Raw genomic sequence first — 14882 nt, 5'->3', positions numbered from 1 at the left:
GTCAGTTGTGCTGCAGGAGCCACTGACGCTTGCCGGCGGCCAGCATCGGCATTTCATCCGGCTGGGCGCGGTTTACCGCCTGGAAGATTTCCAGCTGGTTGCCATTGCGCTTGATGATGAATGGCGCCCCGCGCTGGTTGCGCTCCAGCCATAGGCTGTCATTGCTGCCGCCCATCGTTGCGCAATCACCGGCCAGGCACAGGGCAAAGCGATCCGGACCAGGTAGGCCGGTGACGTTGCCGCTGTCGCTGAACGTCACGTTGGCACCCTTGCCTGGGCCCTCCATGATCGTCCAGGCGCCGCCGAGCCAGGCCTGATACAGCGCCTGCTCGAAGCTGCTGCCCAGTGGCGCATTGTTGCCACTGGGCGTCTTGGCGCGCTCGAAGCGCTGTTTGGCGCCCTGCTGGTCGACCGTTTGCAGTTCGTCGCCGTCCAGCGACAATTGCTCGGTGGCACCGCCTTCGAAGGTGGCCAGCCACTGCTTGTCATTGGCGCTGAGCTGACCGTCCGAGGCCTCGAACCCATTGCTGTAGCTGGCGCGCTGGGTGGCAACATCGAGCTTCCACTCGAACACCGGGCCATGCTCGTTCAGGGCCTGGCGAAGGTTGCCTTGCTTGACGGCCGCAGTGATGGCGTCCTGATTGATCCAGGTGCCGTTGAAGTCTTCAGGTTTGTGGCTGGCGCAGCCGCCCAGAACCAGGGCTGCCAGCGTGAGAGGCAAAGCTATGCGCATGACGGGAACCTTTCAGGAGAGAGAGGGCGGCGAGGGCAATGCTCGCCGCCTGGGGCATCACTCGATGACGAGGATGGCGTCCATCTCGACCTGCGCGCCTTTTGGCAGCGCGGCTACGCCAATGGCGGCGCGAGCGGGATAAGGCTGCTCGAAGTAGCGACCCATTACCTCGTTGACCTTGGCGAAATGGCTCAAGTCGGTCAGGAAGATGTTCAGCTTGACGATGTCCTTGAACGAACCGCCTGCGGCTTCGGCCACAGCCTTGAGGTTCTCGAACACCTGGACGGTCTGGGCCTCGAAGCCTTCGACCAGTTCCATGGTCTTGGGGTCCAGCGGGATCTGGCCAGACATGTACACGGTGTTACCGGCCTTGATCGCCTGCGAGTAGGTGCCGATGGCGGCAGGGGCCTTGTCGCTGTTGATGACGGTCTTGCTCATGATGACTCCTTGCGGTTGGCGGACTACGTACGCATGCGGGTGATGCGAACTACACCAGTCAGGGTACGCAGCTTCTTGATCACACGCGCCAGGTGCACGCGGTCGTGCACGCTGACCACCAGTTGGACCACGCTGATACGGCCGTCGCGTTCGTCCATGCTGATCTTCTCGATGTTGCCATCGGCCGCGTTGACGCTGCTGGCCAGCAAGGCGATCAGGCCGCGCTGGTGCTCCAGCTCTACGCGCAATTCGACGTTGAATTCGCCAGTGATGTCCTTGGCCCAGGAAAGCTGGACGCATTTCTCGGGATTGTGACGAATTTCACTGATGTTTCGGCAGTTCTCAAGGTGCACGACCATACCCTTGCCCGCCGAAAGGTGGCCCACGATCGGGTCGCCCGGAATCGGCGTACAACACTTGGCATAGCTGAGCACCAGGCCTTCGGTGCCGCGAATCGCCAGCGGGCCTTCAGGGGCCGGCAGTTGCTCGCCTTCTGCAGACAGCAGGCGGCGAGCGACCACGTAGGCCATGCGGTTGCCCAGCCCGATGTCTTCGAGCAGGTCTTCGATCAACTCCAGGCGGTATTCGCTGAGGATGGCCTGCACGCGCTCGCGCGGAATCTGTTCCAGCGCGCTGTCGAAACCGGTCAGCACCTTGTTGAGCAGCCGCTCGCCCAGGCTGATGGATTCGGAGCGGCGCTGCTGCTTGAGCGCATGGCGAATATGTGTGCGCGCTTTGCCGGTGACCACGAAATTGAGCCAGGCCGGATTGGGTCGGGCCCCTGGTGCGCTGACGATCTCTACCGTCGAGCCACTCTGCAACGGCTCGGAGAGCGGTGCCAGGCGCCGGTTGATACGGCAAGCGATGCAGCTGTTGCCGACGTCGGTGTGCACCGCGTAGGCGAAGTCCACGGCAGTGGAGCCCTTGGGCAGCTCCATGATGCGGCCTTTGGGCGTGAAAACGTAAACCTCGTCCGGGAACAGGTCGATCTTGACGCTCTCGATGAACTCCAGCGAGTTGCCTGCACGCTGCTGCAATTCAAGAATGCCTTTGACCCACTGCCTGGCACGGGCATGGTTGCCCTTGGGCTGCTCATCCCCATTGGCCTTGTACAGCCAGTGCGCAGCGATACCGTTGTTGGCCATCTCTTCCATTTCGCGCGTACGGATCTGGATTTCGATGGGCACGCCGTGCATGCCGAACAAGGTGGTGTGCAACGACTGGTAGCCGTTGGCCTTGGGAATGGCGATGTAGTCCTTGAACCGCCCTGGCAGCGGCTTGTACAGGTTGTGCACGGCACCGAGGACGCGGTAGCAGGTATCGACCTTGTCGACGATGATGCGGAAGGCATACACGTCCATGATCTCGTTGAAGGCGCGACGCTTGCCGCGCATCTTCTTGTAGATGCCATAGAGGTGTTTTTGTCGACCACTGATCTCGCCTTCGATACCGTCGGCAGCCAGGCAGTTGGCCAGCGACTGCTCGATCTTGGCGACGATTTCCTTGCGGTTGCCCCGTGCGCTCTTGACGGCGCGATGGATCAGCGACGAGCGCATCGGGTGCATGGCCTTGAAGCCAAGGTCTTCGAACTCGACGCGTACCGTGTGCATCCCCAGGCGGTTGGCGATGGGGGCGTAGATCTCGAGGGTTTCCTTGGCGATCCGGCGCCGTTTCTCGCCGGACAGCACTTCCAGGGTGCGCATGTTGTGCAGGCGGTCGGCCAGCTTGACCAGGATCACGCGAATGTCGCGTGCCATGGCCATGGCCATCTTCTGGAAGTTCTCGGCTTGCGCCTCGGCCTTGGTTTCGAAGTTCATCTGGGTCAGCTTGCTGACCCCGTCCACCAGCTCGGCAACCGTCTCGCCAAATTGCTGGCTGAGGGCTTCCTTGGCAATACCAGTGTCTTCGATCACGTCATGGAGCATGGCCGCCATCAGGCTTTGATGGTCCATGTGCATGTCGGCAAGGATGCTGGCCACGGCCAGCGGGTGCGTCACGTAGGGCTCGCCGCTGCGACGACGTTGCCCATCGTGCGCCTGTTCGGCGTAGAAGTAGGCGCGCCGTACCAGGTTGACCTGTTCGGGGCCCAGGTAAGTCGACAGCCGTTCGGCCAAGGCCTCTATACCCGGCATGGCTTAGCCTCCTGCCGAGATAGGGGGCCTTGCGCCTCGCGACGTCGACCGGGCATCAATCAGACAGCCTCGTTCGACTCGTCCTCGAACGCGGCAAAGACCGGATCCTCGGTGACAATTTCTTCAGCGGCGATGAATTCGTTGGTCACTATGCCTTCGGCGATTTCGCGCAGGGCGACGACGGTAGGCTTGTCGTTTTCCCATGCAACGCGTGGCTCTTTACCGCCGGTCGCCAGCTGGCGAGCGCGCTTGGTCGAGAGCATGACCAGCTCAAAACGGTTATCCACGTGTTCCAGGCAGTCTTCAACAGTTACGCGGGCCATGGTCTTCCTCAGTAGCAAATGCGGTAGGCGTGCAGCCCATTAGTGGGCAGGCGGACTCGATAGTATAAAAATTCACCAGCCAATAGGGAAGCGCTGTTTTGTCGAGCGTCGCCGTGCGGTGCGGTGCGAATCATTCAGGTACTTCGATGCATGTCCGCGTTTGCCAGGCCTGATCATACCGCTGGAACGCAGTGCAAGGACCGCCATAGACGCCTTGCAATGGCCCTGACAATAACCTCAGAGCATTGCGTCACGCAACCGTGGGGTGAGCTCCTCGAAGAGGGTCTGCACCGAGCGCAGCGCGCGGCAGTCCGGTCGGGTCAAGAGCCACAACTGGGTGTCGCAACCCGGCAACGGCCCGCTGAGTGCATCGACCCCTGGCAGGCTATGCACCATGTAGTCCGGCAGCGCTGCCACGCCCAGGCCAGCGGTGACCAGTTGGGCAATGGTGGACATACCGCTGCACTGGTAGCGCGGGCTCAGGCCAGGGTGTTGCTGGTTGCGCCAGACCACCGTCGGATGGTCCTGCATGGCGTCATCCGGCGCGATCCATGGCACCGCGCTGGCGCTTTCACCGAGGCGGTCGCGCCAGTGGGGTTGGCCGCATATCACATAGGAGGTCGAACCCAGTTTGCGCCCCACCAGGTGCTCGGGCGGCGTGTTGGTCAGGCGCAGGGCGATGTCTGCGTCTCGCCGGCTGAGGTTGGCGAACACATTGGAGGTGCCCATCTCCAGCGACAGCGCGGGGTAATTCTGCATGAAGTCGGCCAGTGCAGGCAGCAGCAGGCTGTGCATGACGGCCTCCGTGCAGGTCAGCCGCACGGTACCACTGACGACCTGTTCACCGCTGGTCATGGCAATGCGCGCCGCCTCGAGTGCCTGTTCTGCGCGCTCGGCCTGCTCGGCCAGGGCCTGTGCAGTGTCGGTGGGCAAGTAGCCTTTGCGGCTCTTGACGAACAGGGCCGTGCCCAGCGCTGATTCCAGGCGACGTATCGACCGGAAAACGGTCGACACGTCCACCTTGAGCAACTCGGCCGCCTTGGCCAGAGAGCGCCCGCGTTCCAACGCCAGGACCAGCGAAAGGTCGGCATGGGTAATTTGATATTGCATCGGTGCACGCTCTCGTTGCCGAATTGCCAATGTCTGTTGCGTCAGGGCCATTTTATAGTGAAACGACCCCCGGGAATCAATGCGCCCGCTGCGGTTACCGATCCCCACGATGGGAAAGTGAAAACAACAACAGCTGCAACCATCGTCGCCTACCAGGCGCCAGCCGTCTCTCCACATCGCCGCAGCCAAGCAAAGGATGTACAGCCATGACGTCGCTAGCCCCGTGCGCCCGCTTCTCACGCGAGATGAATGACTTCCTGCAGGCACACCCCGACACCCAATACGTCGACTTGCTGATTGCCGATATGAATGGAGTCGTGCGTGGCAAGCGCATCGAGCGGGCGAGCTTGCACAAGGTGTATGAGCGAGGTATCAATCTGCCAGCATCGCTGTTTGCGCTCGACATCAACGGCGCTACCGTGGAAAGCACTGGACTGGGCCTGGACATGGGCGATGCCGATCGCATCTGCCACCCCATTGCCGGTACGCTTGCGCATGAACCTTGGCAGAAGCGCCCCACCGCCCAGTTGCTCATGACCATGCACGAACTGGACGGCCAGCCGTTCTTCGCCGATCCGCGCGAAGTCTTGCGTCAGGTCGTGGGCCGGTTCGAAGCGCTTGGCCTGACCCTGCGCGTTGCATTGGCGCTCGAGTTTTACCTGATCGATCAGGACAACCTCAATGGGCGACCGCAGCCGCCGCGCTCGCCATTGTCCGGAAAGCGTGCGCATTCGACCCAGGCCTACTTCATCGACGACCTGGACGAGTACGCCGACTGTTTGCAGGACATCCTCCAAGCGGCAAAGGCCCAAGGCTTGCCTGTCGATGCCATCGTCAAGGAAAGCGCGCCTGCGCAGTTCAAGGTCAATCTGCATCACGTGGCCGACCCTCTGAAAGCCTGTGATCAAGCGATCCTGCTCAAGCGCCTGATCAAGAACGTTGCCTACGACCATGAAATGGACACGACATTCATGGCCAAGCCCTATCCCGATCTGGCGGGCAATGGTCTGCATGTTCACCTGTCGCTTGTAGAAAAACACAGCGGCAAGAACCTCTTTGCAAGCGACGACCCGCTCAGGTGCGAAGCGCTGCGCCATGCCATCGGCGGTGTACTGGAGACACTTCCCGCGTCGATGGCCTTCCTGTGCCCGAACATCAATTCGTATCGCAGGTTCGGCGCCCAGTTCAATGTGCCAAACGCTCCAGGCTGGGGCTTGGATAACCGTACCGTGGCCCTGCGTGTGCCCACAGAAAACAGCCACAGCGCCCGCCTGGAACATCGCGTGGCAGGTGCAGACGCCAACCCTTACCTGACGCTTGCGGTGATTCTTGCTGGCGTTCACCATGGCCTGACCCATCAGATCGAGCCGCAGGCGCCCATTGAAGGCAATGCCTTCGAGCAACTGGAACAGAGCCTTGCGAACAACCTGCGCGACGCGTTGCGCGCGCTGGAAGACAGCGAAGTGCTCAAGCGGTACATCAGTGCGCATTACATCGATATCTTCGTGGCCTGCAAGGACAGCGAGCTGGCCGAATTCGAGGTGTCGATTTCCGACCTCGAATACAACTGGTACCTGCACACCGTGTAGCGCCAAGGCGCCTGCATGAAGCCAGGGGAAGGTATTGCAGCGGGCTCTGAGTGGGCAGGCCTTGGCGAGAGGCTTGTTAAAAACAATTCCAACACTACGGCTGATATTCATGAGCGATTACACAGAAGCCGGCCGCCCACCCGATGTGGCGGCTGGCGAAAGCATCCAACAGGGTGGCAAGGGCCTGGCCAAAGGCCGGTTAGGGCTGTTGGCCAGCGTGGTGCTGGGCATCTCCACCATCGCCCCGGTCTACACCCTTACCGGCGCCTTGGGCCCGACCGTGCGCGAGGTCGGCGCTCACCTGCCGGCGGTGTTCATCGTCGGGTTCCTGCCCATGCTGCTGGTCGCCCTGGGCTATCGCGAGCTGAATTCGGCCGAGCCGGACAGCGGTACGTCGTTCACCTGGTCGGCGCGAGCCTTCGGCCCGATGATTGGATGGATCGGCGGTTGGGGGCTGGTGGTGGCGACCACCATCGTGCTGTCGAACCTGGCCGGTGTGGCAGTGGACTTTTTCTACCTGTTCCTCGGCCAGATCACAGGCAACCCTGGACTGGCGGCGCTTGCCGACAACTTGCTGATCAATATCGTGACCTGTTGCGTGTTCATCGCCTTGGCCGTGTGGATCTGTTGCCGGGGCATGACCACGACCATGACCGTGCAGTACGGTCTGGTGGCGTTGCAACTGCTGGTACTGGTGGGTTTCGCCTTCGCAGCATTCGGCGAAACGACGGCGCCACCGCCCCTGGCATTCGATTTCGCTGGTTCAACCCGTTCGGGGTCGAATCCTTCTCGGCGTTCGCCGCCGGGCTGTCGTTGTCGATCTTCATTTTCTGGGGCTGGGACGTATGCCTGACCGTCAGTGAAGAATCGGTAGGCAGCGAAGAGGTTCCGGGCAAGGCGGCCACCTGGACCGTGTTGTTGATTCTGGGGCTGTACTTGCTGACGGCCATTGCCACGTTGCAGTTCGCCGGCATCAGCGAGTCGGGGCTGGGCCTGAACAACCCGCGCATCCAGGAAAACGTGTTCGCCCATCTGGCCGGCCCGGTCATGGGGCCGCTGGCGATCCTGATGTCCATCGCGGTACTGGCCAGCACCGCTGCTTCCCTGCAATCGACCTTCGTTTCGCCTGCGCGCACCTTGCTTGCCATGGGCTATTACGGGGCGGTACCGCAGAAGTTTGCCAAGGTCTGCCCGCGCTCGCAGACGCCGCGTTACGCCACGGTATGCGCCGGGGTGGCCGCCGGGCTGTTCTACGTCACCATGCGCACGCTCAGCGAAAACGTACTGGCCGACACCATCACCGCCCTGGGCATGATGATCTGCTTCTATTACTCACTCACGGCGTTCGCCTGCGTCTGGTATTTCCGCAGCAGCCTGTTCGGCAGCCTTCGGCATTTGCTCATGCGCGGGCTATGCCCTTTGGTGGGCGGTGTCATCCTGTCGGTGATCTTCGTGCGCACGGCCATCGACAGCGCCTCGCCGGACTTCGGCAGTGGCTCGCACGTCGGCGGGGTCGGGCTGGTCTTCGTGATCGCGGGGATTATTTCCGTCCTGGGGATCGTGCTGATGCTGATGTCCCGGCTGCGAGCCCCCGCCTACTTCCTGGGAGCCACGCTGCGTCAGCACGCTACCTTGCCGTTGCAGGACTGACCAGGGCCACTACCTGCGACGTGCAGAAGATTGCGCGAGGGCCTTCCGGAAGGCCCGCGCGCGTCAGCCGATCAACTGCTCGAGCAGCGCCCCATGGCGGTGTTGCTGCTTCTTCAGGAGCAGGCGATTGGCGCGGAACACGGCTTTCAAGTCCGCCAGTGCCGTATCGAAAACATCGTTGATGATCACGTAGTCGTACTCGTCGTAATGCACCATCTCGCTGACGGCCTCTTTCATGCGCCCGGCGATGATCGCGTCGCTGTCCTGGCCGCGGCCATCGAGGCGCTCGCGCAATGCGGTCTGGCTTGGCGGCAGGATGAAGACCGACAACGCCTGTGGCATCAGCTTGCGTACCTGCTGCGCGCCTTGCCAGTCGATTTCCAGGATCAGGTCGAAGCCTTGGTCCAGCGTCTGCTGCAATGCACTGCGAGAGGTGCCATAGAAATTGCCGAACACCTCGGCATGCTCCAGAAAATCGCCCTGTTCGATCAGTGCCCTGAACGCGTCATGCTCGACGAAGTGGTAGTTCACACCATGCTGCTCGCCAGGACGCATGGCCCGGGTGGTGTGCGAGACGGAAACACGAATCTGCTTGTCGTCCTGGGTCAGGGCGTTGACCAGGCTGGTCTTGCCGGCGCCGGACGGAGCGGAAACGATGTAGAGGGTGCCGCTGGTGTGGTTCATGGTCGGTGTGGCCTTACTCGATGTTCTGTACTTGTTCACGCATCTGTTCGATCAGGACCTTCAGGTTGACCGCCGCCTGCGTGCTGCGGGGATCGAAGGCTTTGGAACCGAGCGTGTTGGCTTCGCGATTGAGCTCTTGCATCAGGAAATCCAGGCGGCGCCCGGCGGCACCTGCACCCTTGAGTACGCGCCGTACTTCGGCGACATGGGTGTCGAGGCGATCAAGCTCCTCGGCCACGTCGCTCTTCTGGGCCAGCAGGACCATTTCCTGCTCCAGGCGCTGCGGGTCGATTTCGGCCTGAAGGTCGTTGAAGCGATCCAGGATCTTCTGGCGTTGCGCGGCCAGCATCTGTGGCACCAGCGCTCGCAGCGTCGTGACCTCTTCGGCCATGCTGTCCAGGCGCTCGTTGATCAGACGGGCCAATTCCTGGCCTTCGCGCTGACGCCCGGCCTTGAGTTCGGCAAGCGCGTCGTTGAACAGCGCCATGGCTTGGGCATTGAGTGCCTGTGGGTCGCTGGCGTCAGCGACCAGTACGCCCGGCCAGGACAGCACTTCCAACGGGTTGAGCGGCGCCGGCTGCTGGATCAGCGCTGCCACTTGCTCGGCGGCGGCCACTAGCTGCGCAGCGCGCTCGCGGTCGACCTGCAACGGCTTGCCGCTGCTGTCCTCGTTCAGGCGCAGGGTGCATTCCACCTTGCCTCGGGAAAGGCCTTGGCGCAGGCCTTCGCGCACGCCACCTTCAAGGTCGCGCAGGGCGTCGGGCAGACGCAGGTGCGGCTCCAGGTAACGATGGTTGACCGAGCGCAGCTCCCAGACCAGGGTGCCTTGGCTGCCGGCGCGCTCGACCCGCGCAAACGCGGTCATGCTGTGCACCATGGGGGTACCTCGCATAAAGATTGGACATGGCAGCCTGCTGGCTGCGAGGCGCAGGATTGTAGCGCACTGGGGCCTTGCGACCCAATGCGCCAGTGCGCCTGAGCGACGGACAGGACCGTCGCAAATGCAGGCGCGCACGACCGTCAGCGACGATAGGCGTGTCCTCACTAGGCTACGGGCTCTATAATGCCTGCCAGATTCAATGTCCCAGTACAGGTATCCCAGATGAAACGTCCAAGTGGTCGCGCCGCCGATCAGCTCCGCTCGATCCGCATCACCCGCAACTACACCAAGCACGCCGAAGGGTCGGTACTGGTCGAGTTCGGTGACACGAAAGTCATCTGCACGGTCAGCGTGGAAAACGGCGTGCCGCGCTTTCTCAAAGGCCAGGGCCAAGGTTGGTTGACCGCCGAATACGGCATGCTGCCGCGCTCGACGGGCGAACGTAACCAACGCGAAGCCAGCCGTGGCAAGCAAGGCGGTCGCACGCTGGAGATCCAGCGCCTGATCGGCCGCTCACTGCGCGCAGCGCTGGACATGAGCAAGCTCGGTGACATTACGCTGTACATCGATTGCGATGTCATCCAGGCCGATGGCGGCACCCGTACAGCCTCCATCACCGGTGCCATGGTTGCCGTCTGCGATGCCCTGGCCGTGATCAAGAAGCGTGGTGGCCTGAAGGCGGGCAACCCGCTCAAGCACATGATCGCCGCCGTGTCGGTGGGCATGTATCAGGGTGAAGCGGTGCTCGACCTGGACTACCTGGAGGACTCGGCAGCCGAAACCGACCTGAACGTGGTCATGACCAGCGCTGGCGGTTTCATCGAGGTGCAGGGTACGGCAGAAGGTGCGCCGTTCCAGCCAGAAGACTTCAACGCCATGCTCGCCCTGGCGCAGAAGGGCATGGATGAGATCTTCCAGCTGCAGCAAGCCGCGCTGGCAGACTGAACCTGATCAGGAGGGTGCAGGCATGACCGATCCGAATCTTTCGATCATCCCGCCCAGTGCCGAGGTCAGGCAGTGGGCGATGCTCTGTCACCTTTCCGCGCTCCTTGGCCTGGTGATCCCGCTCGGGCACCTGCTGGGACCGTTGGTGCTGTGGCACCTCAAGCGCGAGCAGGACCCGTTCATCGATGCGCAAGGCAAGGAAGCGCTGAATTTCCAGATCAGCGTGACCGTGGCAGGGTTCATCTGCCTGCTGCTGATATTCGTGGTGATCGGGCTGGTGCTGTTTGCCGTGCTGTCAGTGGCGGTGATGATTCTGATCGTCATCGCTGCGGTACGCGCCAACGAAGGCAAGCCTTACCGCTACCCGATGATCTGGCGACCGATCAAATAGCCAAGTGGGGCTGCAAGGCAGCCCCACTGGTTGTTCAGATAGTCAGCGTCCAGTCGTAGTCGACGATCAATGGCGCATGCTGGGAGAAGCGCGGCTGGCGTGGCAAGCGCGCGTTGCGCACGAAGCGGCGCAGGCCTGGGGTTAGGATCTGGTAGTCGAACCGGTAGCCCAGGTTCAGCATTTCGGCCTGCTCGTTGTCCGGCCACCAGCTGTACTGGTCACCCTCACGGCTGACTTCGCGCAGGGCATCCACGTAACCCATCTCGCCGGTGATGGCATCCATCCAGGCACGCTCTGGCGGCAGGAAGCCCGGCGACTGCTGGCTGTCACGCCAGTTCTTGATGTCGAGCTTCTGCTGGGCAACATAGAACGACCCACAGTAGATGTACTCACGGCGCTTGCGACGCTGCTTGTCCAGGTACTTGGCGAAGTCGTCCATCAACTTGAATTTCTGGTTCAAGTCTTCATCCCCGTTCATGCCCGAAGGCAGGAGCAGGCTGGCAATACTGACTTTGTCGAAATCTGCTTGCAGGTAACGCCCGTAACGGTCGGCTGTCTCGAAGCCCAGGCCGGTGATGACTGCCTTGGGCTGCATGCGCGAATAAAGGGCCACACCACCTTGGGCAGGCACCTCCGCGTCGCAGGCATAAAGGAAATAGCCATCGAGCTGGAAAGCTGGGTCATCGAGTTCAAAGGCCGAGGCGCGGGTATCCTGAAGGCAGATGACGTCGGCATTCTGGGCTTGTAGCCAGCTGAGCAAACCACGCTCGGCCGCAGCCTGAATGCCATTAACGTTCACACTGATGATCCGCATAAATGGCCCCATAAATCTCGTGCGTGTATGATACCCGAGCTCAACCCATTTAGCTAAATCCGTGGTGTCCGGGACTTTCCATGCAGCCGTATCAGCGCGACTTCATCCGTTTTGCCATCGATCGCGGGGTCCTGCGTTTCGGTGAGTTCACTCTCAAGTCCGGGCGTACCAGCCCGTACTTCTTCAACGCTGGCCTGTTCAACACAGGTTCGGCACTGGCCGAGCTGGGGCGTTGCTACGCCGCCGCCATCGTCGACAGCAAGATCTCGTTCGACGTGCTGTTCGGCCCGGCCTACAAGGGTATTCCCCTGGCCGCGACCACTGCCGTCGCGCTGGCTGACCAGCATGGGCAAGATGTGCCCTGGTGCTTCAACCGCAAGGAAGCCAAGGATCACGGCGAGGGCGGCAGCCTGGTCGGTGCGCCTCTGGCAGGCGATGTGCTGATCATCGACGACGTGATCACTGCCGGTACCGCCATTCGCGAAGTCATGCAGATCATCAAGGCGCAGCAGGCCAACGCCGCTGGCGTGCTGATCGCGTTGAACCGCGAGGAGCGTGGCAATGGCGAGCTGTCGGCCATCCAGGAAGTGGAGCGCGACTTCGGCATACCGGTGGTCAGCATCGTCTCGCTGACCCAGGTGCTGGAGTTCCTGGCTGACGACCCGCAACTCAAGCAGCACCTGCCTGCGGTCGAGGCCTACCGGGCGCAGTACGGGATCTGACCCAGGGTCTGAAAGCGAAAAAGGCGACCTCGGTTTGAGGTCGCCTTTTTTGTGCCGCCAGTTCTGGCCTGTCGCCGGCTTGGCGGCGACAGGCCTGGCAGGTCAGGAAAGCGACTTGTGGTTGGTGATCAAGGTGCCCACGCCGCTGTCGGTGAAGATTTCCAGCAGCACCGCGTTCGGCACGCGGCCATCGATGATGTGCGAGCTGTTCACGCCGCCTTGCACCGCATCCAGGGCGCATTTGATCTTCGGAAGCATGCCACCGTAGATGGTGCCGTCGGCGATCAGTTCGTTGACCTGTTCTGTGGTCAGACCGGTCAAGACCTGGCCCTGCTTGTCCATCAGCCCGGCGATGTTGGTCAGCAGCATCAGCTTCTCGGCCTGCAGCGCTTCGGCCACCTTGCCTGCTACCAGGTCGGCATTGATGTTGTAGGACTCGCCATTGATGCCGACGCCGATGGGGGCGATCACCGGGATGAAATCACCCTTGACCAGCATGTTCAGCAGGTCGGTGTTCACGCTCACCACTTCACCCACATGGCCGATGTCGATGATCTCGGCGGTGGTCATTTCCGGCGTCTGGCGGCTGACGGTGAGCTTGCGTGCACGGATCAGTTCCGCGTCCTTGCCAGTCAGGCCGATGGCGCTGCCACCGTGCCGGTTGATAAGGTTGACGATGTCCTTGTTGACCTGGCCGCCCAGTACCATTTCCACAACGTCCATGGTCGCCGAATCGGTCACGCGCATGCCGTCGATGAAATGGCTTTCGATGGAAAGCCGCTTGAGCAGATCACCGATCTGCGGGCCACCCCCGTGCACTACCACCGGGTTGATGCCCACGGCCTTCATCAGCACGATGTCGCGGGCGAAGCCCGTCTTGAGCTCCTCGCTTTCCATCGCGTTGCCGCCGTACTTGATCACCAGCGTCTTGCCGACGAAGCGGCGAATGTAGGGCAAGGCTTCGGACAGAACTTCGGCTACGTGGGTGGCGGCATCGCGATCGAGGGTCATGCAGGGCTCCTGTGAGGCCAGATAGTCGGTCAGAACGGCAGTTGCAGGTCAGGTTCTACCCGCAGCAACTGAGTGCGGAAAACATCCTTGATACGCTGCAACTCGGCGTCGCTGTCGGCCTCGAAGCGCAGTACCAGAACCGGTGTGGTGTTGGAGGCACGCACCAGGCCCCAGCCCTGTGCATAGTCCACCCGCACACCGTCGATGGTGGTCAGGCGCGCGTCACCCCAATCGGCGTCGCGTTGCAGTGCATCAATGATGCTGAATTTACGTTCATCGGTCACATCAATATTGAGTTCCGGCGTGGAAATATCATCAGGAAAAGCGGCGAACACGGTTTCGGCGCTCTGTTCGGTCTTGCTGAGGATTTCCAGCAGGCGCGCAGCACTGTAGATGCCGTCGTCGAAACCGTACCAACGTTCCTTGATGAAGAGATGACCGCTCATCTCGCCAGCGAGCAAGGCGCCGGTCTGATGCATCTTCTTCTTCATCAACGAATGACCGGTCTTCCACATCAGGGCACGGCCGCCCAATCGTTCGATCAGGGGAATGAGGCGTCGGGTGCACTTGACGTCGAAGATGATTTCGGCGCCTGGGTTACGAGCCAGGACATCCTGGGCGAACAGCATCAGCAAGCGGTCGGCGTAGATGATGCTGCCGGCCTCGGTCACCACGCCGACGCGATCCGCGTCGCCGTCAAATGCCAGGCCGAGGTCCGCACCCGTGCGCTTGACCGTGTCGATCAGCACCTGAAGGTTCTGCGCCTTGCTGGGGTCGGGGTGATGGTTCGGGAAGTTGCCATCCACTTCGCTGAACAGCGCAATCACCTCGCAACCCAACGCTTCGATCAGTTGCGGGGCGATCACGCCAGCGACGCCGTTGCCACAGTCCACGACCACCTTGAGCCTTCTGGCCAGCTTCACGTCACTGACGATCCGCTGGAAATAGCGCTCCAGAATCGCTACCTGCTGCACGTGCCCTGTGCCCAGGGTCAGGTCATTGGCCTGCAAGCGGCCGAGCAGCGCCTGGATCTGCTCGTTGGCCAGGGTGTCGCCTGCAATGACGATCTTGAAGCCGTTGTAGTCCGGGGGGTTGTGACTACCGGTGAGCATCACGCCCGATTTGCCGCCCAGTTCGTGAGTGGCGTAGTACAGCGCCGGCGTGGGTACCAGACCAAGGTCGTTCACATGGCAGCCTGCTTCGACCAGGCCGCGGATCAGCGGCTCGACGAGCAGCGGGCCGGACAGGCGACCATCGCGGCCCACGCTGACCTGGGGTTCGCCCATGGCCAGGCTCTGTGCGCCGACGGCGCGGCCTATCCAGTAGGCGGTATCAGCGTGCAGCGTCTTGCCGACGATGCCGCGGATGTCGTAAGCGCGAAAAATACCAGGCGGCAAGTGGGCGCGGCCCGCCGGGGCCATGTCGTTCATCTGGAAAACCCCATCAGTCAGAAGCGCTCG

General features: G+C 61.9%; 14 protein-coding genes and 1 pseudogene. 5 read left to right on the top strand and 10 right to left on the bottom strand.

Annotation, left to right across the window (positions count from 1 at the left end; genetic code table 11):
- Position 1: 1 nt before the first annotated feature.
- The 5 genes from MOP87_RS20620 to MOP87_RS20600 all read right to left on the bottom strand — a co-directional run bounded on the left by MOP87_RS20620 (position 2) and on the right by MOP87_RS20600 (position 4736).
- Positions 2-733, bottom strand: a complete 732-nt coding sequence (locus MOP87_RS20620; RefSeq protein WP_027913363.1) for a hypothetical protein — start codon at positions 731-733, stop codon at positions 2-4.
- A 57-nt stretch (positions 734-790) separates the two neighbouring features.
- Positions 791-1171 carry a RidA family protein gene (locus MOP87_RS20615; RefSeq protein WP_009684531.1) on the bottom strand — a complete coding sequence of 127 codons (381 nt, stop codon included), beginning with the start codon at positions 1169-1171 and terminating at the stop codon, positions 791-793.
- Positions 1172-1194: 23 nt separating this feature from the next.
- On the bottom strand, positions 1195-3303 hold the full coding sequence (gene spoT / locus MOP87_RS20610) for a bifunctional GTP diphosphokinase/guanosine-3',5'-bis pyrophosphate 3'-pyrophosphohydrolase (RefSeq protein ID WP_027913364.1): 2109 nt from the start codon (positions 3301-3303) through the stop codon (positions 1195-1197).
- Positions 3304-3362: 59 nt separating this feature from the next.
- Entirely contained in the window at positions 3363-3626 is a 264-nt protein-coding gene (gene rpoZ, locus MOP87_RS20605) for a DNA-directed RNA polymerase subunit omega (protein ID WP_012312123.1), read from the bottom strand.
- A 237-nt stretch (positions 3627-3863) separates the two neighbouring features.
- Complete coding sequence (locus MOP87_RS20600) at positions 3864-4736, bottom strand: LysR family transcriptional regulator (RefSeq protein ID WP_242809947.1); 873 nt, start codon at positions 4734-4736, stop codon at positions 3864-3866.
- Positions 4737-4942: 206 nt separating this feature from the next.
- On the opposite strand from MOP87_RS20600, the gene MOP87_RS20595 reads away from it, so the two are divergent.
- Both MOP87_RS20595 and MOP87_RS20590 read left to right on the top strand, forming a co-directional pair.
- Positions 4943-6325 (top strand): glutamine synthetase family protein, encoded by a 1383-nt coding sequence (locus MOP87_RS20595; RefSeq protein WP_242809946.1) that lies wholly within the window; start codon positions 4943-4945, stop codon positions 6323-6325.
- 109 nt (positions 6326-6434) lie between these two features.
- Positions 6435-7975: pseudogene (locus MOP87_RS20590) on the top strand (APC family permease).
- Between the two features lie 63 nt (positions 7976-8038).
- On the opposite strand, the gene gmk reads toward MOP87_RS20590, so the two are convergent.
- Together gmk and MOP87_RS20580 are read right to left on the bottom strand one after the other, a co-directional pair.
- Entirely contained in the window at positions 8039-8659 is a 621-nt protein-coding gene (gene gmk / locus MOP87_RS20585; RefSeq protein WP_197873936.1) for a guanylate kinase, read from the bottom strand.
- Between the two features lie 13 nt (positions 8660-8672).
- Positions 8673-9536, bottom strand: a complete 864-nt coding sequence (locus MOP87_RS20580; protein ID WP_027913369.1) for a YicC/YloC family endoribonuclease — start codon at positions 9534-9536, stop codon at positions 8673-8675.
- Between the two features lie 225 nt (positions 9537-9761).
- Between MOP87_RS20580 and rph the strand changes: the two genes are divergently transcribed.
- On the top strand, positions 9762-10484 hold the full coding sequence (gene rph / locus MOP87_RS20575; RefSeq protein ID WP_023532860.1) for a ribonuclease PH: 723 nt from the start codon (positions 9762-9764) through the stop codon (positions 10482-10484).
- Between the two features lie 22 nt (positions 10485-10506).
- A complete protein-coding gene (locus MOP87_RS20570) occupies positions 10507-10875 on the top strand; it encodes a DUF4870 domain-containing protein (protein WP_023532399.1) in 369 nt (122 codons plus the stop codon).
- A gap of 34 nt (positions 10876-10909) precedes the next feature.
- Here MOP87_RS20570 and MOP87_RS20565 read toward each other — a convergent pair whose 3' ends face one another.
- The gene (locus MOP87_RS20565) at positions 10910-11689 is read right to left on the bottom strand and encodes an exodeoxyribonuclease III (protein WP_023532406.1); all 780 of its coding nucleotides are present in this window, start codon (positions 11687-11689) and stop codon (positions 10910-10912) included.
- Positions 11690-11769: 80 nt separating this feature from the next.
- Between MOP87_RS20565 and pyrE the strand changes: the two genes are divergently transcribed.
- The gene (gene pyrE / locus MOP87_RS20560; protein WP_027913370.1) at positions 11770-12411 is read left to right on the top strand and encodes an orotate phosphoribosyltransferase; all 642 of its coding nucleotides are present in this window, start codon (positions 11770-11772) and stop codon (positions 12409-12411) included.
- 102 nt (positions 12412-12513) lie between these two features.
- Here the strand turns inward: pyrE and argB are convergent, their stop codons facing one another.
- Positions 12514-13422: an acetylglutamate kinase gene (argB, locus tag MOP87_RS20555; RefSeq protein WP_023532327.1), complete on the bottom strand. Its 909-nt coding sequence runs from the start codon at positions 13420-13422 to the stop codon at positions 12514-12516.
- 29 nt (positions 13423-13451) lie between these two features.
- Positions 13452-14843 (bottom strand): phosphomannomutase/phosphoglucomutase, encoded by a 1392-nt coding sequence (locus MOP87_RS20550; RefSeq protein WP_144435232.1) that lies wholly within the window; start codon positions 14841-14843, stop codon positions 13452-13454.
- Positions 14844-14882 lie beyond the last annotated feature (39 nt).

The sequence above is a fragment of the Pseudomonas sp. I3-I5 genome, assembly GCF_022699445.1.
Lineage (GTDB): Bacteria > Pseudomonadota > Gammaproteobacteria > Pseudomonadales > Pseudomonadaceae > Aquipseudomonas > Aquipseudomonas fulva.
This window is presented reverse-complemented; position numbering and strand designations above follow the sequence as displayed.